The sequence below is a fragment of the Micromonospora sp. S4605 genome (genome assembly GCF_003176715.1).
Classification (GTDB): Bacteria; Actinomycetota; Actinomycetes; order Mycobacteriales; family Micromonosporaceae; genus Micromonospora; species Micromonospora echinaurantiaca.
On the sequence record NZ_QGSW01000296.1, the window covers coordinates 1 to 21,854 of the forward strand.

A 21,854-nucleotide genomic window follows, 5' to 3' on the forward strand; every position below is an offset into this window, starting at 1 on the left:
CCCCACCCCGCGCCGCCCGGTCGATCATGAAGTTGTCGCCACGACACGCCGGCGGCGCGGCCACTAACTTCATGATCACCGGGGGCGAGGGGGAAACGCGCGGAGCGGCCGCCTGTTGGGCGGCCGCTCCGGGGAGGGGGGGTGGGTGGGTCAGCTGGCGAGGTTGGCCAGGTGCTGCTTGACCTGGTTGATCGAGGGGTTGGTCAGGGCGCTGCCATCGGCGAAGCGGAGCGTCGGCACGGTCTGGTTGCCGCCGTTGACGCTCATCACGAACTCCGCGGCCTTCGGGTCCTGCTCGATGTCGACCACCTCGTATCCGATGCCCTCCCGGTCGAGCTGCGACTTCAGCCGGTGGCAGTAGCCGCACCAGGGGGTGGAATACATCGTCAACATGGTCAGATCCTCCAACAGTCGGCCACGGCTTGCCGATCAAGCCCGGGCTATCCGCTGTAACGTCCGGCGCGGCTGCGAGAATTCCGGGCTGTGGGGGTTCACTCAGCGACCGAACGGGTGCTCGCCGGCCTGGATCCGGAACAGCGGTCCGCGGTGACCGCGCCGGCCGGCCCGGTCTGCATCCTGGCCGGCGCCGGCACCGGCAAGACGAGGGCCGTCACCTCCCGGATCGCCTACCGGGCCCTCGCCGGCGAGATCCCGGCCCGACACGTGCTGGCGGTCACCTTCACCGCCCGGGCCGCCGCCGAGATGCGCGCCCGGCTCACCGCGCTCGGAGTGAGCGGAGTCCAGGCGAGGACCTTCCACGCGGCGGCGCTGCGCCAGGTGCGCTACTTCGCGCCCCGGCTGCTGGAGGGCCGGGCCATGCCCGAGCTGCTGGACAGCAAGGTCCGACTGGTCACCCTCGCCGCCGCCAAGGTGGGTCTGCGCACCGACCGGGCCGCCGCGCGGGACCTCGCCGGTGAGATCGAGTGGGCCAAGTCGTCGCTGGTCGAGCCCGCCGAGTACGTGGTGGCGGCGGCCAAGGCGCTGCGCGACACCCCGCACGAGCCGGCGAAGGTGGCCGACGTCTTCGCCGCGTACGAACGGCTCAAGCGGGGCAACGGGGTGATCGACTTCGAGGACATGCTGCGCGCCGCGGTCTGGGGAATCGAGGAGCACGCCGACGTCGCCGAGCAGGTCCGCGGCCAGTACCGGCACTTCGTGGTCGACGAGTACCAGGACGTCAACCCGCTCCAGCAGCGGCTGCTGGAGGCCTGGCTGGGTGGCCGCGACGACCTGACAGTGGTCGGCGACGCCAGCCAGACCATCTACTCCTTCACCGGGGCCACCTCCGGCTACCTGGTCGACTTCCCCCGCCGCTACCGGGGGGCGACGGTGGTCCGGCTGGTCCGCGACTACCGGTCCACCCCGCAGGTGGTCGGGCTGGCCAACGCGGTGATCTCCCAGGCGCGCGGCGCCGAGGCGCGGCTGCGCCTGGAGCTGGTCGGCCAGCGCCCGCCCGGCCCGGAACCGGAGCTGCGGATCTTCACCGACGAGCCGGCCGAGGCCGCCGCGGTGGCGGCCCGCTGCCGGGCGCTGGTCGACACGGGCACCCCGGCCCGCGAGATCGCCGTGCTGTTCCGCACCAACGCGCAGTCCGAGGCGTACGAGAAGGCGCTGACCGAGGCGGGCGTGCCGTACCAGGTGCAGGGGGCGGAGCGGTTCTTCGAGCGGGCCGAGGTGCGGCAGGCGATGGTGGCGCTGCGCGCCGCCACCCGTGCGATCCCGGGGGAGACGCCGCTGCCGGCGGCCGTGGTCGAGGCGCTCGGCGCGGTCGGCTGGGCGCCCGACGCCGCCCCGGCCGGCGGCGCGGCCCGGGAGCGGTGGGAGGCGCTCGCCGCGCTGGTCCAGCTCGCCGAGGAGTACGCGGCCACCCCCGAGGTGCTGCCGATCGGCCCGGCCGCCGCGGTGGAGCGCCCGGTCACCCTGGCGGACTTCAACGACGAGCTGGCCCGGCGGGCCGCTGCCCAGCACGTGCCGACCGTGGACGGGGTGACCCTGGCCTCCCTGCACTCGGCCAAGGGCCTGGAGTGGGACGCGGTCTTCCTGGTCGGGCTCGCCGAGGGCACCCTGCCCACCACGTACGCCAAGACGGTCGAGCAGGTCGAGGAGGAGCGCCGGCTGCTCTACGTCGGCATCACCCGGGCCCGGGAGTGGCTCTGGCTGTCGTACGCCGCGGCCCGCTCGCCGGGCGGACGGGCCCGGCGGCCGTCCCGGTTCCTGCCCCAGCTGGACCGCTCCGGCGGCGGCGCCGAGCGGGCCGGTGCCCGCCCGGCCCGGCGTACGGAGCGACGCCGGACCCAGATCGTCTCCTGCCGGATCTGCGGCGCCACCCTGCTCGCCGGCCCGGATCGCAAGCTCGGCCGCTGCGCCACCTGTCCGTCCGACATCGACGAGGAGCTGCACGCTCGGCTGCACGAGTGGCGGTCACGGGTGGCCGGCGCGCAGAAGGTCCCGGCGTACGTGGTCTTCACCGACGCCACCCTGACCGCGCTCGCCGAACGCCGGCCGGGCCGCCCCGAGGAACTCATCGCGATCGCCGGGATCGGGCCGCGCAAACTGGGCCTCTACGGGGAGTCGGTGCTGGCGCTGGTGGGCGGGGCGACGGTCGACGACGTTCTGCCCGAAGAAAACTTTTGAAATCTGGCCGTAAATCGTTTGCCCTCGCCGGGGGCCGAGGAATAGCCTCATGGCACACCTCGCGAGCGGCGCCATTCGGGCTGCTCAAGAGGCTGAGACCGAGCCGATCACGAGTGAACGTCAGGGAGGTGGCACCAATGGAGATCTTCTACACCAACGAGCGTCCGGCGGCGCTGCCCGCTGCCGTCGCACCGCTGTCGGCTGTCCGGGTTGCCGTCGCGGCCACGCGACCGTCGGCTCCGCAGGTGCACCAGGTCGAGGCTCAGGCCGAGCTGATCCTCGCCACCGTGCCGAACGGAGTCCAGGGGACCAGTGGCTTCACCGGCATGGGCATCGATGGCGCCAAGAAGCGCACGGATGTCCGCGGCGTTCCACCTCGAGGTAGACCGGTCTGACCACCAGACCACCGGCTCACCTCGAGGCCGCGGAACCCGCATACCGGGATCCGCGGCCTCAGTTTTTTGTCCCGCCGAAGTACGTCGGAAATGCGATCCACGAGATCGAAGTGAGAGAGAGGTGACCGGGCGATGAGTCTGGCGTTGGCCCCGCTCGACGTGAGCGTTGAGCTGGAGGCGAACCTGCCCTGCCGGAAGTTCGACCCCGACCTGTGGTTCTCCGACTCGCCCGCCGAGCTCGAGCTGGCCAAGTCGCTCTGCGGGGACTGCCCGCTGCGCGTCGAGTGCCTCGCGGGTGCGGTCGAGCGGTCCGAGCCCTGGGGCGTCTGGGGTGGCGAGATCTTCGAGCGTGGCGCGGTCGTTCCGCGCAAGCGGCCCCGTGGCCGTCCGCGCAAGGAGGACGTCGCCCGGGACGCCGCGCTCCGGGTCGAGGCCGAGGCGCGCCTGGCGGCCAGTGGGCTGTCCGGGGCGCAGAACGCGGTCCGGCTGGCGGCCTGACATGAACCCGATCCGTATCCACCCCGCCGGTGCCATGCCGGCGACGAGAGAGCTGACCACCATGCTGCACGTTCCGAACGGAGCCTTCGAGATGCAACTACTCCATGAAGCGTTGTCCCGGGCTCGAATGCGCCGGCCTCAGGCCGGTCGTACCACCACGAGCACTGAGGCAACCCGATCCGCCCGTAGCGTCGCCATGAACAGCCGCAAGCAGTCGGCGCGCGACCTGGGCGCTCTCTGATCCACCGATGACGAGGGGCGGGTGGCCGGTTTCCCGGCCGCCCGCCCCTCGGCGTCTGCTCCGGTTCAGGCGACCGGGGCGAAACCGGGCAGCCAGCGCTCCAGAATGCCCCGGTAGGGCGCCTTCGCCTCCAGTTGGCAGAGCACGCCGATCGAGCCCAGCGTCACCCGGTGGATCAGCAGGTACGACGGCGGCAGGTTGAGCTGCCGGCTGAGCTGGTAGGCGGGGGAGCGGGGGCTGGCCAGCCGGGCCGCCTCGGCGCGCAGCCAGGCCCGGGTGAACCGGAACTCCTCGGCGGCGATGGGCGCCAGCATCGGCCGGAGGAAGTCGAGCACCGCCTGGGCGTCGATCTCCTCGGTGGAGCCGATGAAGCCCTCCGCCCGCAGGCCCGACACCACCTCGTCGGCGTTGCCGCGCAGGGCCAGCGCGGCGATCCGGCCGATCGGCTCGGGCGTGCCCTCCGGCATCCGGGCCACCGCGCCGAAGTCGATCACGCCGAGCCGGCCGTCCGGCAGCAGCCGGAAGTTCCCCGGGTGCGGGTCGGCGTGCAACAGGCCGGCCCGCTGCGGCGCGGACAGGTGCAGGATGGCCATCAGCCGGCCCGCCTCGTCACGCTGCTCCTCGCTGCCGGACCGGATGATGTCGGCCAGCGGGGTGCCCTCGACCCACTCGGTGACCAGGACCCGCGGCGAGGCGGAGACCACCGACGGGACGTAGATCTCCGGGTCGTCGGAGTACGCGGACGCGAAGGCGCGCTGCGACTCCGCCTCCAGTTCGTAGTCCAGTTCCTCGGTGATCCGTTCCCGCAGTTCCACCAGGAGCGGCTTGACGTCCAGTCCGGGCTGGATCGCCCGGAACATCCCACCGAGTCGGGACAGCTGCTTGAGGTCGGCGAGCAGGGCGTCGCCAGCGCCCGGGTACTGGATCTTGACGGCGACGTCCCGGGTGTTCGGGGCGCCGGAGGGGCCGTACCCCGGCTCCCGCCAGATCGCCCGGTGCACCTGGCCGATGCTGGCCGCGGCGGCGGGGGTGTCGTCGAACTCCACGAACCGGTCGCGCCAGTCCGGCCCGAGCTGTTCGGTGAGCACCTTGTGCACGCTGGCCGCCGGCAGCGGCGGCGCGGCCTCTTGAAGCTTGGTCAGCGCCTGCCGGTAGGGCGCGGCGATCTCCTCGGGCAGCGCCGCCTCGAAGACCGACAGCGCCTGGCCGAACTTCATCGCCCCGCCCTTGAGCTGCCCCAACACGCTGAACAGCTGCTCGGCGGTGCGCTGCTGGATCTCTGCGGAGATCACGTCGGAGGCGAGCCCGGTGACGCGCTTACCCATGCCGAGGACGGTCCGACCGGCGAAGCCGAGCGGCAGAGCGGCGAGCTTTGCGGTCCGGGACACGGCCCGGCGCGGGATGTCGGTCACCCGGTCATTGTTACCGACGCGAGGGTCCCGCTGCTGCTCTGCGCCGCCCTCGGTGCTCACCGCCGCCCTCCGGAACACCCACAGGAGGCGTGCGGCGGCCAGACCCGGCGCCGGAACCGGCCCGGTCCGGCCACCTCCACCGCACAACCGAGCGTCTCCGGGGTGCCGCCGTCGAGCTGGGCCAGCGCCTCGCCGGCCGCGTACCCGCCGGCTGCCAGCAGCGTCGCGGCGGCGCACGCCGGCTCCGGCCGCTCGGCGGCGAGTTGCGCGGCGAGCGCCGGCCAGTCCGGGTCACGGTCGGTCCGGTGCAGGTCGAGGCAGTTGAGGCAGGGCCCGACCGGGGGTCGGACCAGTGGCCCGATCACCGGTACGCCCTCGCGCAGGGCGACCAGCAGGTGCGGCTGGCGCCGCTGGGCGTACCCGGCGGCGAGCAGCGCGGCCGGCCGGTCGGCGCCGAGCCGGATCACCAGGTCGACCCGGCCCCGTCGGAGCGGTCCGGTGCGGGTGCCGGGGGCGGCCCGGTCGACGGCGTCGCGTACCGCCGTGGCGAGCGGGCGGCCGACCTCGGCGGCCGGGATGCCGGCACCGACCAGGTCCGCCGGTCGGACCGGGCCGGCCAGGTCCGGGTGCACGTGCCCGACGCCGGCCTGGGCGAGCGCGACGGCGACCGCGGCACCGAGCGGCCCGGCCCCGCTGACCACCACCCGGGCGGCCAGCCGGCGGCGCAGCACCTGGGCGGGGGTGCCGGGCAGTCGGGCGGCGGCCAGGGCCAGCGCGCCGGCCTCCGCCCCGAGCCGGGCCCGGGCCGGTCCGGCCAGTTCCCGGGGCAGCAGGGTGTGCGCGGGCACCACCAGGCCCGCCGCCCGCAGCGCGTCGAGCAGCGTACGGGCGTGGTCGGGCCGGACGTCGGCGTCGGCCGCGTACGCCAGCACGCGGCGTTCGCTGCGACTGCCGTCGAGCAGGTCGAGCAGCCGGGCCGCGCGCGGGTCGGCGACCTCGAGCAGGACGGCCCGGCCCGGTTCGACCCCGAGCTGGAGGGTGTGCCGGTCACGCCAGAGCCGGGTGATCCCGGGTAGCAGGGTGGGCCGGGGCAGCGGGGCGTTCCGGGGCTGCGGAGGGCGGGTCATGCGACGGATCGTGACCGTTCCCCTGCTGTCCGTCGATCGTTGTCCACAGGTGCGCGGCACCTTGTCCAGGGCTGTCCACAGGAATTGGCGAGATATCCACAACCGGCCGGTAACCGGTGTCAGGCACCCGACAGCAGGCGCGAAAAGCGGAAGGGGCGGCCCTCGGCCACCCCTCCCGCACACCCGATCCGGGTCAGACCTTCGCCTTGCCCAGAATGCGGTTCACTGTTGTGCCGCACACCGGACACTTGCCCTTGGCCATGTTCATCCCGGTCTTGCTGACCTCGATGCGTCCCTCGAAGTCCCGCTTCTCCTTGCACTTGACGCAGTAACCGTTGTAGGTCTGGGCCTGGTCGGCCACGGTGCCCTCCTCGTCTCGTCCGCCGGTCACTGCCTACCGGCGGTTGTCCCGGCGGCGGGCCACGCGGGGCACCGGCGCTGGGTCGTTCTCCGCGGCCACCCACGTGACCGCTGGTCCGCGGACCCTACCCAGGTGTGGGCGGTTCCATGTCAGCTGTGCATCGACACTGTGAGGAAGTCGACGTCGAGAGTGTGCATGGCGAATTACGTCGGATAAGTCAGTTTGGCGAGGACACGCCGACCGAACCGCCCCGAAAGCCGTTGTCGGCCCCCCGAGCGGCGCCCGGACCGGTGATCACCTACGGTGGAGGGGAGCCGGTGTACGCGGCCCGCCGTCCGCCACGAAGGGTGACGGTGGTGCGCCGCGAGAGTCCGGCTAAGAATTTTTCGGGACTCCTGGCGACCAATCCCCATTTTCCGGGCGCGTGTCGAGGGGTTGACTCTTGCGGACCCCTGGTCACTACGCAGTAGCTTTCCTTCGTGGCAGGAATCCGAGGCTGCGCGGCCCGCTGATGGCAGGGGTGCGGAAGCCGGTCGTCGAGGTACGGCGCAGCCAGCGCCGGCGACGCACGGTGTCCGCCTACCGCGACGGTGAGCGGGTGGTCGTCCTCATTCCCGACCAGTTCTCCCGGGCCGAGGAGAGCGAGTGGGTCGACCGGATGCTCGCCCGGCTGGCCGCCCGGGAGGGGCGGCTGGCCCGTTCCGACGACGAGCTGCTGGTCCGGGCCACCCGGTTGATCAAGCTCTATCTGTCCGAGCACGGCGCGCAGGCCATACCGGCGAGCGTCCGCTGGGTCACCAACCAGAACGGTCGGTGGGGTTCCTGCACCCCCGCCGACGGCACCATCCGGCTCTCCCACCGGGTCCAGGACATGCCCGACTGGGTCATCGACTACGTGCTGCTGCACGAGTTGGCCCACCTCATCGTGCCCAGCCACAACGCCCGGTTCTGGGCGCTGGTCGGCCGGTACCCGAAGACCGAGCGGGCCCGGGGCTACCTGGAGGGCGTCGCGGCCGCCGCCGGCACACCGCTGGCCGACTGACCCCCCGGCCGGACGCCACGCCGCCCGCGCTGGAGCGGACGCGGCCCGGCCGGCTGGTCGGGTGTCCCGCCCCGGTGCCACCGCCCGCTCGGCACGGTCGCGGTTCCGCCGTACCGACCCCACCACCGCACCCCGACGCCGCGCTGCGCCGCCACGCCGCTCCCGTGGACCCTGCGCTCCGACGCCGCCACCGCGACGTCCGGATGTGCCTCGTGATCCACCGGTTCCCGTGCATGGGGGCATCGGAGCGTCGTCGATACCGCGACCTCCCGGAAGCGGAGTGGATCAACCGCGGGAAACACCGCGACGCGGCGACGCGGCCGGCTTGGTGTCGACCAGGGCGGGGCGGTGGGGTCGGTGGGGTGCCCCGGGTCCGCGTAGGGTCGGTGCGTGGCACGACGTGTGGTGGTGGCGCTGCTCGGCCCGGTGAGCTGGGCGCCGCCGGGCATCGACCGGACGGCCTGGCGGACCGCGCTCGCCGAGGACGTGGTCGACCTGCTCGCCACGCTCAACGAGGTGCACACCGCGGTGGCGGTGACCCCGGCCGACCGGTGGCTCGCCGACGCGGTGGTCTGGCCCGGCACCGAGGTGCACGAGGTGCCCGAGCCCACCCCGAACGCGGTGTTCGCCGCCCTCGACGGCTACGACCAGGCGGCCGTCATCGCCGGCGACGCCCCGGACCTGCCCGGACTGATCATCGGCAAGCTGCTCCGGCCGCTGACCAGCCGGCCGCTGGCGGTCGCGCCGGTCGAGGGCGGTCCCGGGCTGCTCGGGGTGGCGGCCCGGCTGCCCGTACCGGCGTGGCTGCCGGCGGTGGACCTGGAACGCGGGCAGCCGGCGGCCGTACGCACGGCGGCGCCGAGCCCCGGCGACCTGGCCGTGACCCCCGGCTGGCACCGGCTCCGCGGCCCCGGCGACCTGAGCCGGCTCGACCCGGCGGTGGAGGGCTGGGAGGCCACCCGCGCGCTGCTCTCCGGTGCCGGCCACCCCGGCTGAGCAGACCCGCGCGTTCCCCACCGACCCGACCGGACGTGCGCCCGACCGATCGATCCGGGCGTCGGACCGGACTCCGGGCCGTGCGATGGCTGAGCTGGCCCGGGCGCGACGGGGCGTGACCCAGGCGGTGTCGAGGCGTGGTCCAGGTCAAGGTGAGGCGTGGCCGGCGTCAGGGCCGCGACGTGGCCCGGGCCGGCGGGGTGGTGGGCCGCCGGCCGGCCCGGTGGCGGTGGTCAGCGCCGGTCGTCGTCGCCGTCGGAGTCGTCGGTGCGCCGCTCCGGGCCGCCCGGCGGCTGCTCCTCCGGCCCGCCGGGGGCGGAGAAGTCGAAGTTCTCCAGCTCGCTGAGGTCGAACTCGGCCATCGCGAAGGCCACCGGATCGGCGAAGTCGTCGTCCGACGGGAGCAGGTCGGGGTGACCCCAGAGGGCGTCCCGGCCGGCGATCCCGCGGTGCTCGGTGAGCGCCGCCCAGAGCGCCGCCGCCTCGCGCAGCCGGCGCGGCCGCAGCTCCAGCCCGACCAGTGCGGCGAACGTCTGCTCGGCCGGGCCGCCCGCGGCGCGGCGCCGGCGGAACGCCTCGCCGAGCCGGACCACGTTCGGCAGCCGGCCGCCCGCGGCGCTGTCCACCACGTGGCAGACCCAGCCCTCGACCAGGGCCAACGCGGTCTCCAGCCGGGCCAGGGACGCCTTCTGCGCCGGGCTGTCCTCCGGGGTGAAGATGCCCTCCAGCGCGATCGCCTGCATCGACTCCGGGTCGGTCGGGTCGACCCGGCCCATCGCCTCCTCGATCGCCTCCCGGTTGACCCGGATGCCGGCGGCGTACGTCTCCACCGCGCTCAGCACGTGCCCGCGCAACCACGGCACGTGCTGGAAGAGCCGCTGGTGGGCGGCCTCGCGCAGGGCCACGTAGAGGCGGACCTCGTCCTCGGGCAGTTCCAGGCCCTCGCCGTACGCCCGGATGTTGGCCGGGATCAGCGCGGCCGTGCCGGCCGGGCCGAGCGGCAGCCCGATGTCGCCGGCGGAGAGCACCTCCGCGGCGAGCGAGCCGAGCGCCTGGCCGAGCTGGCCGCCGAAGAGCGCGCCACCGAGGGTGGCCACCATCGACTGCATCGGGCCGAGCTGGGCGCGCGCCTCCGGCGGCACCAGGTCGCCCATCGCGCCGACCATCCGGCTGGCCACCGGGTCGCAGAGCTTGCGCCAGACGTCCAGGGTCTTGTAGATCCACTCGTTGCGGTTCCAGGCCAGCGAGGTCTGGATGCCCGAGGGCAGCGCGGAGGCGGGCTCCAGCCAGAGGTCGGCGAGCCGCAGCGCCTCCTCCACCGCGTTGCGCTCGAAGGGCGAGACCGCCGGGTCGCCCGCGGCGGCGAGCTGGCTGGCGGCCACCTGCCGGGCCAGGTCCCAGTTGACCGGCCCGCTGCCCGACGCGGAGAGCAGGTGCTGCAACTGCGACATGAACTGCTGCATCTGCGCGGGGTCGTTGGGGTCTGGTGGTTGCCCACCCGGGAGCGCGAAACCGAACGGAATATCAGGCACGACGTCTACGGTACGCGTGCCACGCCCCGGGTCACCCCCGCTGGCGTTGCGCTGAGGGCGAAGTCGCGGTTCGCCCGCCGGGACGCCCCACCCCGGTCGGTACGCTCTGCCGCATGAGACGTCGCGGCGTGACCGTCCTGCTCGGTGCTCTGCTCACCACCCTGCTCAGCATCGGCGTGCTCGGCGCACCCATCCCGTACGTGGTGCTCGGTCCCGGCCCGACCGTGAACACGCTGGGCAAGGAGGACGGCAAGGACGTCATCGAGGTGACCGGCCGGGAGACCTCGACCTCCGCCGGGCAGCTGCGGCTGACCACGGTCGGCGTCCAGCCCTCGGTCAAGCTGCGGTCGGCGCTGGCCGGCTGGTTCTCCGACGACGAGGCGGTGGTGCCGCGCGAGCTGGTCTACCCGCCGGGGGAGACCCAGCAGGAGGTCGAGGAGCGCAACGCCGAGGACTTCAAGGTCTCGCAGACCAGCGCGGAGACAGCGGCGCTGCGCGAACTGGGCTTCCCGGTGCGGGTGGTGGTCAAGACGGTCGCCGCCGACGGGCCGTCGGCCGGGGTGCTCAAGCCCGGCGACGTGGTGACCTCGGTGGACGGGCAGCCGGTGCCGGTGGCGGCGAAGCTCACCGAACTGATCCGGGCGAAGCCGGCCGGGAGCCGGCTTGCGATCGGCTACACCCGGGACGGCGCGGCGACCACCGCGTCGGTGACCAGCCGCGAGCAGGACGGCCGGCCCCGGATCGGGATCGAGATCGAGCAGCAGCAGCCGCACCCGTTCACCATCAAGATCGACCTGGAGGACATCGGCGGCCCGAGCGCCGGCCTGATGTTCGCCCTCGGCATCGTGGACAAGCTGACCCCGGAGGACCTGACCGGCGGCCGGGTCATCGCCGGCACCGGGACGATCGACGACGAGGGCCGGGTCGGTCCGATCGGCGGCATCGCCCAGAAGCTGGTCGGGGCCAAGGAGGCCGGCGCGACGGCGTTCCTGGTGCCGGCGGACAACTGCGCGGAGGCCGTCCGCAACCCGCAGCCCGGTCTGCCGTTGGTCAGGGTGGGTTCGCTGGACGAGGCGCTCGCCGCCCTGGAGACGCTGCGCGCGGGCGGTCAGCCCACCCACTGCTGACCGCCGGCCGGCCGGGCCGGCACCGGCCGTTCCGATCCGGTCGCCCCGCCCGGCGTGGGCGGCCCGGGCAGGCTCGCCGAGCAGCCCGTACAACGGCGCGGGACGGGCCGCTGAGCAGCCCGGAGAGCGGCGTGCAACGGGTCGCCGAGCGGCGCGCCGGGCGGGCCGCGACGGGCGGCACGCGGCTGCCGCGCGACCGTGACCCGACACGTTCAGGAAGACCCCGTACTCTGGGTGCCTGGTCGGAGCCGATCACATCGAGCGTGCGGAGCCAACAGTGGTCATGCGTAGCAGCAGCCCCCTGCCGAGGATGAGCCGACGCGGACGCGTCACGATCGGCGTCCTGGTCGGGGTGTTCGTGCTCTTCACCCTGCTGGGCTGGGGTGTACAGGCGTGGACGGACTGGCTGTGGTTCGACGAGGTCAGCTACACCCAGGTCTTCACCGGTGTGCTGTCCACCCGGCTGCTGCTCTTCCTCTCCGTCGGGCTGGGCATGGCGGTGATCGTGGGTGGCAACCTCTGGCTCGCCCACCGGCTGCGCCCGCGGATGCGTCCGCACTCGCCCGAGCAGGCCACCCTGGAGCGTTACCGGATGCTGCTGAGCCCCCGGCTCGGGCTGTGGATCGCGCTGGTCGCGGCGGTCATCGGCCTCTTCGCCGGGCTGAGCGCGCAGAGCCGGTGGAACCAGTGGCTGTTGTTCCGCAACGGCGGTGACTTCGGCGTCAAGGACCCGGAGTTCGGGGTGGACGTCGGCTTCTACGTCTTCGAGCTGCCGTTCTGGCGCTACCTGCTCGGGGTCGGTTTCACCGCGGTGGTGCTCTCCCTGATCGGCGCGCTGGCCGTGCACTACATCTTCGGCGGGGTCCGGCTGCAGGGCGTGGGCGACCGGATGAGCAACGCCGCCCGGGCCCACCTGAGCACCCTGGTCGCCGTCTTCGTGCTGCTCAAGGCGGTCGCGTACGTGCTGGACCGGCGGGCCATGCTGCTGGAGTACAACGACGGCGCCAACGTCTACGGCGCCGGCTACGCCGACGTCAACGCGCTGCTGCCGGCCAAGGAGATCCTCGCCTACATCTCGGTCGTGGTGGCCATCGCGATCATCGTGTTCTCCAACGCGTGGATGCGGAACCTGGTCTGGCCGGGCATCTCGCTGGCCCTGCTCGGCGTCTCCGCGGTCGCGATCGGCGGCATCTACCCGTGGGCGGTGCAGACCTTCGAGGTCAAGCCGAGCGCCCGGGACAAGGAGGCGCCGTACATCCAGCGCAGCATCGACGCCACCCGGGCCGCGTTCGGGTTGGACGTCACCAAGACCACGCCGTACGCGGCGGCGAACCTCACCCCGCCGCCGAGCCTGGCCACCGACACCTCGGTGGTGCCGAACGTCCGGCTGCTCGACCCGCAACTGGTCAGCGAGACCTACACCCAGCTCCAGCAGGTCCGCGGCTTCTACGACTTCGGCCCCAAGCTGGACATCGACCGGTACGGGGTGAACGGCAAGACCTCCGACTACGTGGTCGGCGTCCGGGAGATCAACTACGGCGAGCTGACCGCCCAGCAGGCCAACTGGATCAACCGGCACACCGTCTACACCCACGGCTACGGGCTGGTGGCCGCGCCGGCCAACCAGGTGGTCTGCGGCGGCCAGCCGTTCTTCGTCTCCGGTTTCCTCGGCGAGAAGGCGCAGGAGGCCTGCTCCTCGCAGACCGAGCAGATCCCGGCCAGCCAGCCGCGGATCTACTACGGCGAGCGGATGGAGGCCGGCGACTACGCGATCGTCGGCAAGGCCGACTCGGACGGCGAGCCGGCCGAGTTCGACCGGCCGGTCGGTGAGGGCGGCGAGGCCGGCGAGGCCTACTACACCTACACCGGTGAGGGCGGCGTCGAGATCGGCTCGTTCATGCGCCGGCTGCTCTACGCCATCAAGGAGCAGGAGTCCAACTTCCTGCTCTCCGAGGCGGTCAACGACAACTCCAAGCTGCTCTACGTGCGCAACCCGCGGGACCGGGTGGAGAAGGTCGCGCCGTTCCTCACCCTCGACGGCGACCCGTACCCGGCGGTGATCGACGGTCGGGTGCAGTGGATCGTGGACGGCTACACCACCTCGGCGACCTACCCGTACGCCGAGCGGGTCAACCTCCAGCAGGAGACCACCGACGAGCTGACCGGGCGGGGCACGTTCCAGCTCGCCCGGGAGAACGTCAACTACATCCGCAACTCGGTCAAGGCCACCGTCGACGCGTACGACGGCACCGTCAAGCTCTACGAGTTCGACGAGACCGACCCGGTGCTCAAGGCCTGGAACAAGGCGTTCGGCGGTGACCTGGTGCTGCCCAAGGCGCAGATCCCGGCGGAGCTGGCCGAGCACTTCCGCTACCCGGCCGACCTGTTCAAGGTGCAGCGCAACCTGCTGACCAAGTTCCACGTGACCAACCCCGGCGACTTCTACTCCGCGCAGGACTTCTGGCAGGTGCCGAACGTGCCGGACGCGCCGGACAGCGGGCAGAAGCAGCCGCCGTACTACCTGTTCACCCAGTTCCCGGGGCAGGAAACGCCCCGGTTCCAGCTCACCTCGGCGGTCACCCCGAACGGGCGGCAGAACCTGGCCGCGCTGATCTCCGGGTCGTACGTCGACGGGCAGCCGCGGCTGGAGGTGCTGGAGCTGCCGGACCAGACCCGGATCTCCGGCCCGGTGCAGGTGCACCAGCAGATGACCAACAACGCCAACATCCGCCAGCAGCTGAACCTGCTCTCCTCAAACCAGGCCCAGGTGCAGTACGGCAACCTGCTGTCGCTGCCGTTCGGCGACGGGATGCTCTACGTCGAGCCGGTCTACGTCAAGAGCAACCAGCAGGACGCGTACCCGCTGCTGCAGAAGGTGCTGCTGTCGTACGGCGACGGCGGTTCCTACGTGGCGTTGGCCGACAACCTCACCGACGGCATCAAGCAGCTCGTCGAGCAGGGCAAGCGGGCCGCCCAGGGCGCCCCGCCGCCGCCCACCGGCGGCACCCCGCCGCCGCCCGGGACGCCGACCACCCCGCCGGCGCTCACCGGCGAGCTGGCCGAGGCCGCCAACCGGGTCCAGGCCGCGATCACCGAGGTGCGGGCCGCCCAGGCGTCCGGCGACTTCGAGCGGTACGGCCGCGCGCTGAAGGCGCTCGACGAGGCGCTGACCGCGTTCCAGCAGGCGCAGCAGGCGGCCGCCCCGGCGGCCACCCCGACCCCGGGCGGCAGCCCGGCGGCGAGCCCGAGCGGCAGCGCGCCACCCACCCCGAGCGGCGGCTGACCCGCCGTACCACGACGCGGCCCCCGGCCTCGCGGACCGACCCCGGTCCCGGCGCCGGGGGCCGTGTCGTCCAACCGACCGAATTCCCGGCCGGGGCGTGCAACCTGCTCACCGGGTGCGCCGTCCTGTCTGCAAGACAGGGCGAGGGACCGGGGGGATGCGTGGTTGGGTCATGAGGGACGCGCAGAGTTTCGACGAGTTCTACCGGAGCACTTCCCGGCGGATGCTCCGGTACGGCTACGCGGTCGCGGGCGACTACACCGAGGCCCAGGACCTGGTGCAGGAGGCGTTCGCCCGAGCCTGGCGGCAGTGGGGGAAGCTGGTCGGCCATCCGGCTCCCGAGGCCTGGCTGCGGCTGGTGGTGGCCCGGCTGGCCACCGACCGGCGGCGCCGCCTGCACGGCCTGCGCGGCGTGCTCAGCCGCAACGGTCCGCCGCCGCCGGTGCCCGCCCCCACCGAGGACAGCGTGCTGCTGGTGGGCGCGCTACGCCAGCTGCCCGCCGCCCAGCGGCAGGCCCTCGCCCTGCACTACCTCTTCGACATGTCGGTGGCGGAGATCGCCCGGGAGACAGGGGTGCCGACCGGCACCGTCAAGTCCTGGCTCTCCCGGGGCCGAGCCCGGCTGGCGGCGCTGCTGCCCGACTACTCCGCCCCGGAGCTGGAGGCCAACGATGTCGCGTGACGTGTCCGATCTCTACCGTTCGCTCGCCGAGGACGCCGACCGCGGGCAGCTCGCGCTTCCCGAGGCGCTCCGGCGCCGGGCCGACCGACGGGCCCGCCTCCGGGCCGCGGGCGGCGCGCTCGCGGTGGCGGTGCTGGTCGGCGGAGTGGTGACCGGTGCCCGGTTGACCCTCACCGCGAACCCGGCCCCCGCGCCCCCACCCGCGACGACACCGACGCCGACCCCGACGGTGCCCATGCCGTCCCCGACCCCGTCGGCGACGCCGTCGACACCGCCGGCCACGTCCACCACGCCGGGCGCCGGCCCGGGGAGTCCGCCGACGAGTGCGGCGCCCCGCACACCCACCTCGATTCCCGACCGGGCGTTCTTCACCGTGGCGAAGGCGAACCGCACCGGGCTGAATACGGTGATCCGGGACGGCACCGCTCGCCCGAAGCTCTGCGACGCCCGCTACCCCAGCGACGCCGCAATCGTGCAGAGCCGCAGCCGCAACGTCGCCTACCGGCTGGCCGGCACCCCCGAAGGGTACGTCCCGGACGGCAGCTACGCGCACTCCATCACCATCTACCGGTCCGGTCGGGCCGACGACGTCCTGCGGGAACTGCGCCAGGCGGTGCGCGACTGCCCGGAGCAGGACGCGCAGAGCAACAACACGCCGGCCACCTCGCGGCAGCGGCTGCTGCCGGACAGCGGCTACGGCGACGAGTCCGTGCTGTTCGAGATGCGGGCGACGGCGCAGGACGTCAACGGCGACCCGACCGGCGGCGACGAGGTGCGGCTGGTCCGGGCAATCCGGGTCGGTGACGTGGTCACCGTGCTGTGGGAGCAGGGCTGGGAGAACACCTCCAGCGAGCGGTCCCAGGTCGACGCCGACAGCCGCCGGGCGGTGGCCGCCATCGAGGACTGGCTGGGGTGAGCCGAGGGGTCGTTTTGCGGCACCCCGGGGTGGTGCGCTACGGTTGACGGACCGACGCGGGGTGGAGCAGCTCGGTAGCTCGCTGGGCTCATAACCCAGAGGTCGCAGGTTCAAATCCTGTCCCCGCTACCACATCGGATCGGCCCCGAGAGAGTTCTCTCTCGGGGCCGATCCGTGTCTCGGCCCCTGCGGCCGGCCGGCTTCGGACAGTTCCGTGCACACCGGCTGTCTCAGCTCCCTCCCGGCGCCACAGCCGTCCCACCGGCGGTGTGGCCTGGTCGGCGGTCCCGCGACGACGGGGATCCGGGGGGCGGCTGATCATCCCGGCGCGGATGCGATAGAGTGGTGAGGCCGACGCGGGGTGGAGCAGCTCGGTAGCTCGCTGGGCTCATAACCCAGAGGTCGCAGGTTCAAATCCTGTCCCCGCTACTGTCCCGAAGGGCCCCGGATGATCTCCGGGGCCCTTCGGCGTTTCCGGGTGCCGACACTTCCCCCCGACGGCGATTCACGGTCGACCGTCCTGCCCGGGTTGCGGTTCTCGGCGAGGATGGGGACATGTCTGCTTTCGGCAAGTGGTGGGGCCGGCTGAGCGCGGTCCTCGGTGCGGTGGTGCTGTCCGTCTTCGTGCCCGTGGCGGCCTGGGCGTCGACCGGCACGGGTGAGCTGGTCGTGGAGGCCGCGCGGCGGCGGCGCGGCGGCGGCTTCGGGTTCTTCGGGCTGCTCTGCTGCCTGGTGGTGGTCGCGGTCATCGTCTACCTGGTGTTCCGGATGACCCGCAACCGCCGGGGTGGCCCCCCGCGCTGATCCGTCCGCCGCGGTGCCGTCCGGGTGTCGGTGACTCGTCAGGCCAACGCGGCGTTGGCCTGGGCCAGGAACCGGGTCGCGGCGGCCCGGGCGTCGGCCCGGCCGGCCCGGACGCTCTCGGCGGCGTCGAGTAGCAGTGCGCGGACCCGGGGGTGGCCCGCCGGGGGCGGGTGCGGTGCCGGACCGAGGCTGTTGGCCAGCGTGGCGCCGAAGGCGGCGGCGCGCTGTTCCACCGGGTCGGCGAGGCCACCCTCGGTGTAGCGGCGGACGGCCAGGCTGGCGCTGAGGCCCCGGTCGTGCCCGAGCACGGCGCCAGCCTCGCCGTTGGTGGTCAGGAAGTTCAGCACGTCCACCACCACTGCCGGATGCCGGGTGCCGCGGAAGGCCGCCCAGTACATCGACGCGCGGGGCCACTGGGCCGCCGGCGGGCCCGGCAGGGCCGCCAGCGCCAGTTCGTCCCGGGCCAGCCGTTGCAGTTCCGGTAGCTGGTGCGACCAGGCGAACGAGGCGGCGGTGGCCCCGGTGACCACGAGCTGCCGGGCCGGCTCGCCGCTGTCGGCCTGCTCCACCAGGGTGGCGCTCGGCGTGGCCCGGCCCGCCCGGGCCCGCTCCCACAGTGCGAACCACTCGGTTAGCGCGTCGGCCGCGAAGCCGAGCTGCCGGCCGCGGTAGAACTCGCCACCCCGGGCCCGCACCCAGAGCCAGAGCGCCCGGTAGTCGCCGGACGGGTCCATGGTGCCGGCGACCCGGCCGCCCCCGGCGCGGGTGACCTGCTGCGCCCAGGCGACGTACTGGTCCCAGCTCATCCCGGTACGGGGCTCCGCCACCCGCAGCCGGCGCAGCAGGTCGCGGTTGAACACCAGCGCGGCCACGGTCTGCCCGGCGGGGACGCCGACCGGCTGCCCGGCCACCTCGCCGTACCGGACCAGGCCCGGAGGCAGGGCGCTCAGGTCCAGCCGCTTGTCGGCGACGTACCGGCCGAGGTCGAGGACGATCTGGCGCTCCGCGTACTCGGTGAGCACGCCGTCGTCGAGTTGGAACAGGTCGGGCACGTTGCCACCGGCGGCTTGGGTGGCCAGCCGGTCGTAGTAGCCGTCGCTGCCCTGCCAGGTGACCCGGAAGGTGACCCGGGGATTGCGCTCGGAGTAGAGCCGCAGCGCCTTCTCGGTCCGCTCGGCCCGGGCGGTGCCACCCCACCAGAAGACCGACAGCTCGACCGGCCCGTCGTCGGTCGGGGCGGCCGCCTCCGCGGTGCACCCGGCCAGCCCGAGAACCGGAGCGCCCAGCAGCGCGGCGAGCACCCGGCGTCGACCCGGATCCGCGCCGGCACGGTGCGGAGTGGCGCGGACGGCGGGCACGGGGGCCTCCTGGGTACCGGGCGGGCGGGTCGGATCATTCACGCAGGCGCCGCCGGAGGGTGTCAACGGCCGTCCGGCCACACCCGGTCCCGCCCGGATGTGGGGGTCCGCCGGCAGCACCGGCGACCGGGCGTACGCCGGGCGCGTGGTGTACTAGGGCACGTGGAACTTCTGCACTCGGGCAAGGTCCGGGACGTCTACGCCGACGGCGACGACCTGATCCTGGTCGCCTCCGACCGGATCTCGATCTACGACGTGGTGCTGCCCACGCCGATCCCGGACAAGGGCAAGCTGCTCACCGCGCTCTCGCTGTGGTGGTTCGAGCAGCTTTCCGACCTGGTGCCCAACCACGTCCTCTCCGCCACCGACGTGCCGGACGAGTTCGCCGGCCGGGCGATCCGCTGCCGGCGGCTGGAGATGGTCCCGGTGGAGTGCGTCGCCCGGGGCTACCTGACCGGCGGCGGCCTGCGGGAGTACCAGCGCACCGGCGCGGTCTCCGGCGTCCCGCTGCCGCGCGGCCTGGTGGAGGCGTCGATCCTGCCCGAGCCGATCTTCACCCCGTCCACCAAGGCGCCGGTGGGGGAGCACGACGAGCCGATCACCTTCGCCGAGGTGGTGGACAAGGTGGGCGCCGAGACCGCCGAGCGGCTGCGGCAGATCACCCTTGACGTCTACCGGCGGGGCGCCGAACTCGCCGCGGACCGGGGCATCCTGGTCGCCGACACCAAGATCGAGCTCGGCTGGGCGGCGGACGGCACGCTGATGCTCGGCGACGAGCTGCTCACCTCGGACTCGTCCCGGTTCTGGCCGGCCGAGTCGTACCAGCCGGGGCGGGTCCAGTTCTCCTACGACAAGCAGTACGTCCGGGACTGGGCCACCGACAGCGGCTGGGACAAGCAGGCACCCGCCCCCGAGGTGCCGGCCGAGGTGGTCGAGGCGACCCGGGCCCGCTACGTGGACGTCTACGAGCGGCTCACCGGCAACCGCTGGAGCTGATCGCGGCAGGCGGCCCGGTGGCGGCGCGCCGCCGGCCGGCAGTTGCGCGGCAGTTGGGCGGCAGTTGGGCGGCCGCGCCCGGCGACGTCGACCCCGACGACCGGCTCAGTGGTTCCAGGCGTCCCCGCCGAAGACCCGCGACCAGACGTTGTCCACCACACCCGAGGTGCCCCAGACGGTGTCGCCGTCGGCGTCCGCGCCGGCCGGCGCCACCTGCGTCATCCCGCCGTAGATCAGGTAGCCCGGTCCGTTGGGGGAGCCGGCGATGTGCCGGCCGCTGCTGTGGATGCCGTAGCCGACGAAGTCCCGCTCCCACTTGGAGAGGAACCCGGCGGCCACGTTGTCGAGCCCGTCAACGGTGGCCTGGACCAGGTCCTTCAGCACGTCGGTGCGGCCGGTGCCCAGTTGCATGCCGACGTCGAACGCACCGGCCGCGGCGATCGCCGCCGCCCCGCCGGTGGCGACGGCCTCGGCCATCGCCTCGATCCCCTTCAGGAACCCGAGCGCCGAGGCGGCGAAGGAGTTCGCGGTGGCCAGGGCGGAGGCCGCGGCGGGCGATCCGACGACGGTCGCCGCGGCGGCCGCGATGAAGGTGGCGAAGGCGAACAGGATGGTGGAGACCACCGTGTACGCCACCACCAGGCAGAGCAGGATGGCGCCGACGCAGAGCATGGTGACGCCCACCGTGACGGCGAGCACCTGGGTGCCGACGACCTGGACGTCGTACTTGCGGACGTGCACGCCGAACGCGTCCCGGTCGCGGCCGCTCCACTGGGCGGCGGTCAGCGTGCCGACGGCCGAGTCGAGGTTGTCGCGGGCGGTGCCGAGCTGGTCGTACATCGAGAGCCAGTCGCCGCCCTTGCGCATGATCGTCTCGGGGTCGCACTGGTTGAAGTAGACGATCTGGGCGACCGGCCAGGCGGCCGGGATGACCGCCGCGGCCACGGAGATCTCCACCAGCGCGGCCTTGGCGGCGATCGCGGGGTAGGTCGGGTCTGCCATGGGTTTCTCCGGCGTCCTCAGCGGGTGGCGATGGTGCTGGCGGTCTCGGTGGCCTCCCAGTTGTCCGCCGTGCTGGACAGCCGCGACCGGATCTCGGTGAGGTGCTCGCGCTTGCTGCGCAGCTCCTCCTCGACGAACTCGACGGCGCCGACGTAGGCGACCGCCAGGTGGGGCACCACCGAGGTGAAGTTGCTGTGGGTGATGGCGCGGGCGGACTCCAGCAGGTCGGCGCAGGCGTCCAGGGCCGGGCCGACCTCACGCTCGATCGTCTCGCCGAGCGCACGGATCGCCGGCGGGTCCACCTCGATCATCGGCCCTCCCCGTTGGCGCGATCGACGTCCGTTGTGGAGCGCGGACAGCCTACCGGATCATGGCTGGGGTGGGATGCCCCGCGCTGGTAGCCTCCGAGCCATGCCGTCCGGACGATCCGCCCCGACGCCGCCCGACGACTACGTGTCCCGGATGGCCCGCCGGCCGCGCTGGCAGCGGCTGCTGGTGCCGGTCGTCCTGGTCGCCGTGGCGCTGGCACTTCCGATCGGCCTGGGACGCAACGCGATCGGCGCCGAGCGGGTGACCATCCGGGTCGAGTCCTGCGAGCTCGACGGTCCGAAGGCGACCGAGCGGTGTCGCGGCAGCTGGCAGCTCTCCGACGGCACGGTGGTCCAGGGCCCGGTCGGCGGCGGCTCGGTACGCGAGGGCGAGCAGGTCGCCGGCTGGGGCAACGACACCCGGGCCACGGTGAACCTGATGAGCTGGCTCGTCGCCCCGCTGCTCGTCGGTTCCGCGCTGCTGGCGGTGCTGGTGGCGCTCGCCGTCGTGTTCCTCCGGGCGGCCGCGAAGCGGGCGCGGCGCGGCCGCTGACCCGCTCCGGGCCGGTCCCGTCAGACGCCCAGCTGGCGCCGCAGCCGCTCCAACATCTGGGTGCTCTCCCGCAGCGGCCCGCTGACCAGGTCGTTGAGCTGCGCCAGCTTGGCCTGCGCCGCCGCCGGGTCGTGCACCAGCGCCTCCGGGCCGGCCGGGCCGGTCAGCTCGCGCAGCGCCTCGCTGGTCTCGCGCTGCAGGTCGGCCCGGGCCTTGCGGAGCAGGTCAGCGATCAGCTCCGCCAGGTCCGTCGCCGGCAGGCGCAGCGCACGCGGGTCGAGGTGCAGCTCGTGGGCGGGATCCTCGGCGGTGCAGGCGACCCGGACCAGCCCGTCCTCGCTCTCCGCCCGTCCGGTCAGGCCGGCCAACCGGGTGCGCAGCTCCTCGCCGCGGCTCAGCTGTTCCCGCATCCGCTCCATCAGTTGCGCCATCACGTCGCCCGTCGGCGCGTTCCCGTTCGGCCCGGTCATCGTGCCCCCATTCCCGTGTCGTCCGTCGGTGCTGCGGGGCCGACCGTAGCCCCCACCCGCCAACGACCACCATGGAGGGTCGCCGGTCGCCGGTCGCCGGCCGCTGGTCGCCGGCCG

At 73.5% G+C, this 21,854-nt stretch carries 20 protein-coding genes, 2 tRNA genes and 1 pseudogene; 14 read left to right on the forward strand and 9 right to left on the reverse strand.

Annotation, left to right across the window (positions count from 1 at the left end; translation table 11 throughout):
- Window positions 1-150: 150 nt before the first annotated feature.
- Window positions 151-393, reverse strand: a complete 243-nt coding sequence (locus DLJ47_RS26400) for a mycoredoxin (protein ID WP_109903837.1) — start codon at window positions 391-393, stop codon at window positions 151-153.
- 90 nt (window positions 394-483) lie between these two features.
- Between DLJ47_RS26400 and DLJ47_RS26405 the strand changes: the two are divergent.
- From DLJ47_RS26405 to DLJ47_RS26415, 3 genes and pseudogenes are all read left to right on the forward strand, one after another.
- A pseudogene (locus tag DLJ47_RS26405) lies at window positions 484-2,647 on the forward strand (ATP-dependent DNA helicase UvrD2).
- A gap of 124 nt (window positions 2,648-2,771) precedes the next feature.
- Window positions 2,772-3,029: a hypothetical protein gene (locus tag DLJ47_RS26410; protein WP_109903841.1), complete on the forward strand. Its 258-nt coding sequence runs from the start codon at window positions 2,772-2,774 to the stop codon at window positions 3,027-3,029.
- Between the two features lie 132 nt (window positions 3,030-3,161).
- A complete protein-coding gene (locus tag DLJ47_RS26415) occupies window positions 3,162-3,527 on the forward strand; it encodes a WhiB family transcriptional regulator (protein WP_109903843.1) in 366 nt (121 codons plus the stop codon).
- 306 nt (window positions 3,528-3,833) lie between these two features.
- Here DLJ47_RS26415 and DLJ47_RS26425 read toward each other — a convergent pair whose 3' ends face one another.
- From DLJ47_RS26425 to DLJ47_RS26435, 3 genes are all read right to left on the reverse strand, one after another.
- Entirely contained in the window at window positions 3,834-5,180 is a 1,347-nt protein-coding gene (locus tag DLJ47_RS26425; protein WP_109903907.1) for an ABC1 kinase family protein, read from the reverse strand.
- A 56-nt stretch (window positions 5,181-5,236) separates the two neighbouring features.
- Window positions 5,237-6,307 (reverse strand): ThiF family adenylyltransferase, encoded by a 1,071-nt coding sequence (locus DLJ47_RS26430; protein ID WP_109903845.1) that lies wholly within the window; start codon window positions 6,305-6,307, stop codon window positions 5,237-5,239.
- A gap of 193 nt (window positions 6,308-6,500) precedes the next feature.
- Window positions 6,501-6,668 (reverse strand): DUF5679 domain-containing protein, encoded by a 168-nt coding sequence (locus tag DLJ47_RS26435; protein WP_165945332.1) that lies wholly within the window; start codon window positions 6,666-6,668, stop codon window positions 6,501-6,503.
- Window positions 6,669-7,179: 511 nt separating this feature from the next.
- On the opposite strand from DLJ47_RS26435, the gene DLJ47_RS26440 reads away from it, so the two are divergent.
- Both DLJ47_RS26440 and DLJ47_RS26445 read left to right on the forward strand, forming a co-directional pair.
- Window positions 7,180-7,710 (forward strand): M48 metallopeptidase family protein, encoded by a 531-nt coding sequence (locus DLJ47_RS26440; RefSeq protein WP_109903849.1) that lies wholly within the window; start codon window positions 7,180-7,182, stop codon window positions 7,708-7,710.
- Between the two features lie 390 nt (window positions 7,711-8,100).
- A complete protein-coding gene (locus tag DLJ47_RS26445) occupies window positions 8,101-8,706 on the forward strand; it encodes a hypothetical protein (RefSeq protein ID WP_109903851.1) in 606 nt (201 codons plus the stop codon).
- A gap of 233 nt (window positions 8,707-8,939) precedes the next feature.
- Here DLJ47_RS26445 and DLJ47_RS26450 read toward each other — a convergent pair whose 3' ends face one another.
- The gene (locus DLJ47_RS26450; protein WP_199236011.1) at window positions 8,940-10,238 is read right to left on the reverse strand and encodes a zinc-dependent metalloprotease; all 1,299 of its coding nucleotides are present in this window, start codon (window positions 10,236-10,238) and stop codon (window positions 8,940-8,942) included.
- Between the two features lie 113 nt (window positions 10,239-10,351).
- On the opposite strand from DLJ47_RS26450, the gene DLJ47_RS26455 reads away from it, so the two are divergent.
- The 7 genes from DLJ47_RS26455 to DLJ47_RS26485 all read left to right on the forward strand — a co-directional run bounded on the left by DLJ47_RS26455 (window position 10,352) and on the right by DLJ47_RS26485 (window position 17,050).
- Window positions 10,352-11,365 carry a YlbL family protein gene (locus tag DLJ47_RS26455; RefSeq protein WP_109903855.1) on the forward strand — a complete coding sequence of 338 codons (1,014 nt, stop codon included), beginning with the start codon at window positions 10,352-10,354 and terminating at the stop codon, window positions 11,363-11,365.
- A 283-nt stretch (window positions 11,366-11,648) separates the two neighbouring features.
- Window positions 11,649-14,648, forward strand: coding sequence for a UPF0182 family membrane protein (locus DLJ47_RS26460; protein ID WP_109903857.1), 3,000 nt, complete (start codon window positions 11,649-11,651; stop codon window positions 14,646-14,648).
- A 172-nt stretch (window positions 14,649-14,820) separates the two neighbouring features.
- Window positions 14,821-15,330: an RNA polymerase sigma factor gene (locus DLJ47_RS26465; protein ID WP_109903909.1), complete on the forward strand. Its 510-nt coding sequence runs from the start codon at window positions 14,821-14,823 to the stop codon at window positions 15,328-15,330.
- Window positions 15,320-16,246 (forward strand): hypothetical protein, encoded by a 927-nt coding sequence (locus tag DLJ47_RS26470; protein ID WP_109903859.1) that lies wholly within the window; start codon window positions 15,320-15,322, stop codon window positions 16,244-16,246. Before DLJ47_RS26465 ends, DLJ47_RS26470 begins: the two co-directional genes overlap by 11 nt.
- Before the next feature lie 55 nt (window positions 16,247-16,301).
- Window positions 16,302-16,378: transfer RNA gene (locus DLJ47_RS26475), tRNA-Met, on the forward strand.
- A gap of 223 nt (window positions 16,379-16,601) precedes the next feature.
- Window positions 16,602-16,675: transfer RNA gene (locus DLJ47_RS26480), tRNA-Met, on the forward strand.
- A gap of 126 nt (window positions 16,676-16,801) precedes the next feature.
- Complete coding sequence (locus tag DLJ47_RS26485; RefSeq protein WP_088992075.1) at window positions 16,802-17,050, forward strand: hypothetical protein; 249 nt, start codon at window positions 16,802-16,804, stop codon at window positions 17,048-17,050.
- A gap of 38 nt (window positions 17,051-17,088) precedes the next feature.
- Here DLJ47_RS26485 and DLJ47_RS26490 read toward each other — a convergent pair whose 3' ends face one another.
- On the reverse strand, window positions 17,089-18,408 hold the full coding sequence (locus DLJ47_RS26490; RefSeq protein ID WP_109903861.1) for an ABC transporter substrate-binding protein: 1,320 nt from the start codon (window positions 18,406-18,408) through the stop codon (window positions 17,089-17,091).
- Between the two features lie 162 nt (window positions 18,409-18,570).
- Between DLJ47_RS26490 and DLJ47_RS26495 the strand changes: the two genes are divergently transcribed.
- Entirely contained in the window at window positions 18,571-19,404 is an 834-nt protein-coding gene (locus tag DLJ47_RS26495; protein ID WP_109903863.1) for a phosphoribosylaminoimidazolesuccinocarboxamide synthase, read from the forward strand.
- Between the two features lie 105 nt (window positions 19,405-19,509).
- On the opposite strand, the gene DLJ47_RS26500 is transcribed toward DLJ47_RS26495, so the two are convergent.
- Entirely contained in the window at window positions 19,510-20,406 is an 897-nt protein-coding gene (locus DLJ47_RS26500) for a hypothetical protein (protein WP_109903865.1), read from the reverse strand.
- 17 nt (window positions 20,407-20,423) lie between these two features.
- A complete protein-coding gene (locus DLJ47_RS26505) occupies window positions 20,424-20,717 on the reverse strand; it encodes a hypothetical protein (protein ID WP_109903867.1) in 294 nt (97 codons plus the stop codon).
- Window positions 20,718-20,817: 100 nt separating this feature from the next.
- On the opposite strand from DLJ47_RS26505, the gene DLJ47_RS26510 reads away from it, so the two are divergent.
- The gene (locus DLJ47_RS26510) at window positions 20,818-21,267 is read left to right on the forward strand and encodes a hypothetical protein (RefSeq protein WP_146228202.1); all 450 of its coding nucleotides are present in this window, start codon (window positions 20,818-20,820) and stop codon (window positions 21,265-21,267) included.
- A 20-nt stretch (window positions 21,268-21,287) separates the two neighbouring features.
- Here DLJ47_RS26510 and DLJ47_RS26515 read toward each other — a convergent pair whose 3' ends face one another.
- The gene (locus DLJ47_RS26515) at window positions 21,288-21,737 is read right to left on the reverse strand and encodes a YbaB/EbfC family nucleoid-associated protein (protein WP_109903871.1); all 450 of its coding nucleotides are present in this window, start codon (window positions 21,735-21,737) and stop codon (window positions 21,288-21,290) included.
- Between the last annotated feature and the right edge of the window lie 117 nt (window positions 21,738-21,854).

Excerpts from the sequence above, each read along its gene's own strand:
- DLJ47_RS26440 (WP_109903849.1), top strand. The coding sequence starts at position 7,180 with ATGGCAGGGGTGCGGAAGCCGGTCGTCGAGGTACGGCGCAGCCAGCGC.
- DLJ47_RS26400 (WP_109903837.1), bottom strand. The coding sequence starts at position 393 with ATGTTGACGATGTATTCCACCCCCTGGTGCGGCTACTGCCACCGGCTG.
- DLJ47_RS26485 (WP_088992075.1), top strand. The coding sequence starts at position 16,802 with ATGTCTGCTTTCGGCAAGTGGTGGGGCCGGCTGAGCGCGGTCCTCGGT.
- DLJ47_RS26415 (WP_109903843.1), top strand. The coding sequence starts at position 3,162 with ATGAGTCTGGCGTTGGCCCCGCTCGACGTGAGCGTTGAGCTGGAGGCG.
- DLJ47_RS26430 (WP_109903845.1), bottom strand. The coding sequence starts at position 6,307 with ATGACCCGCCCTCCGCAGCCCCGGAACGCCCCGCTGCCCCGGCCCACC.
- DLJ47_RS26465 (WP_109903909.1), top strand. The coding sequence starts at position 14,821 with ATGAGGGACGCGCAGAGTTTCGACGAGTTCTACCGGAGCACTTCCCGG.
- DLJ47_RS26460 (WP_109903857.1), top strand. The coding sequence starts at position 11,649 with ATGCGTAGCAGCAGCCCCCTGCCGAGGATGAGCCGACGCGGACGCGTC.
- DLJ47_RS26510 (WP_146228202.1), top strand. The coding sequence starts at position 20,818 with ATGCCGTCCGGACGATCCGCCCCGACGCCGCCCGACGACTACGTGTCC.
- DLJ47_RS26455 (WP_109903855.1), top strand. The coding sequence starts at position 10,352 with ATGAGACGTCGCGGCGTGACCGTCCTGCTCGGTGCTCTGCTCACCACC.
- DLJ47_RS26500 (WP_109903865.1), bottom strand. The coding sequence starts at position 20,406 with ATGGCAGACCCGACCTACCCCGCGATCGCCGCCAAGGCCGCGCTGGTG.
- DLJ47_RS26505 (WP_109903867.1), bottom strand. The coding sequence starts at position 20,717 with ATGATCGAGGTGGACCCGCCGGCGATCCGTGCGCTCGGCGAGACGATC.
- DLJ47_RS26410 (WP_109903841.1), top strand. The coding sequence starts at position 2,772 with ATGGAGATCTTCTACACCAACGAGCGTCCGGCGGCGCTGCCCGCTGCC.
- DLJ47_RS26470 (WP_109903859.1), top strand. The coding sequence starts at position 15,320 with ATGTCGCGTGACGTGTCCGATCTCTACCGTTCGCTCGCCGAGGACGCC.
- DLJ47_RS26515 (WP_109903871.1), bottom strand. The coding sequence starts at position 21,737 with ATGACCGGGCCGAACGGGAACGCGCCGACGGGCGACGTGATGGCGCAA.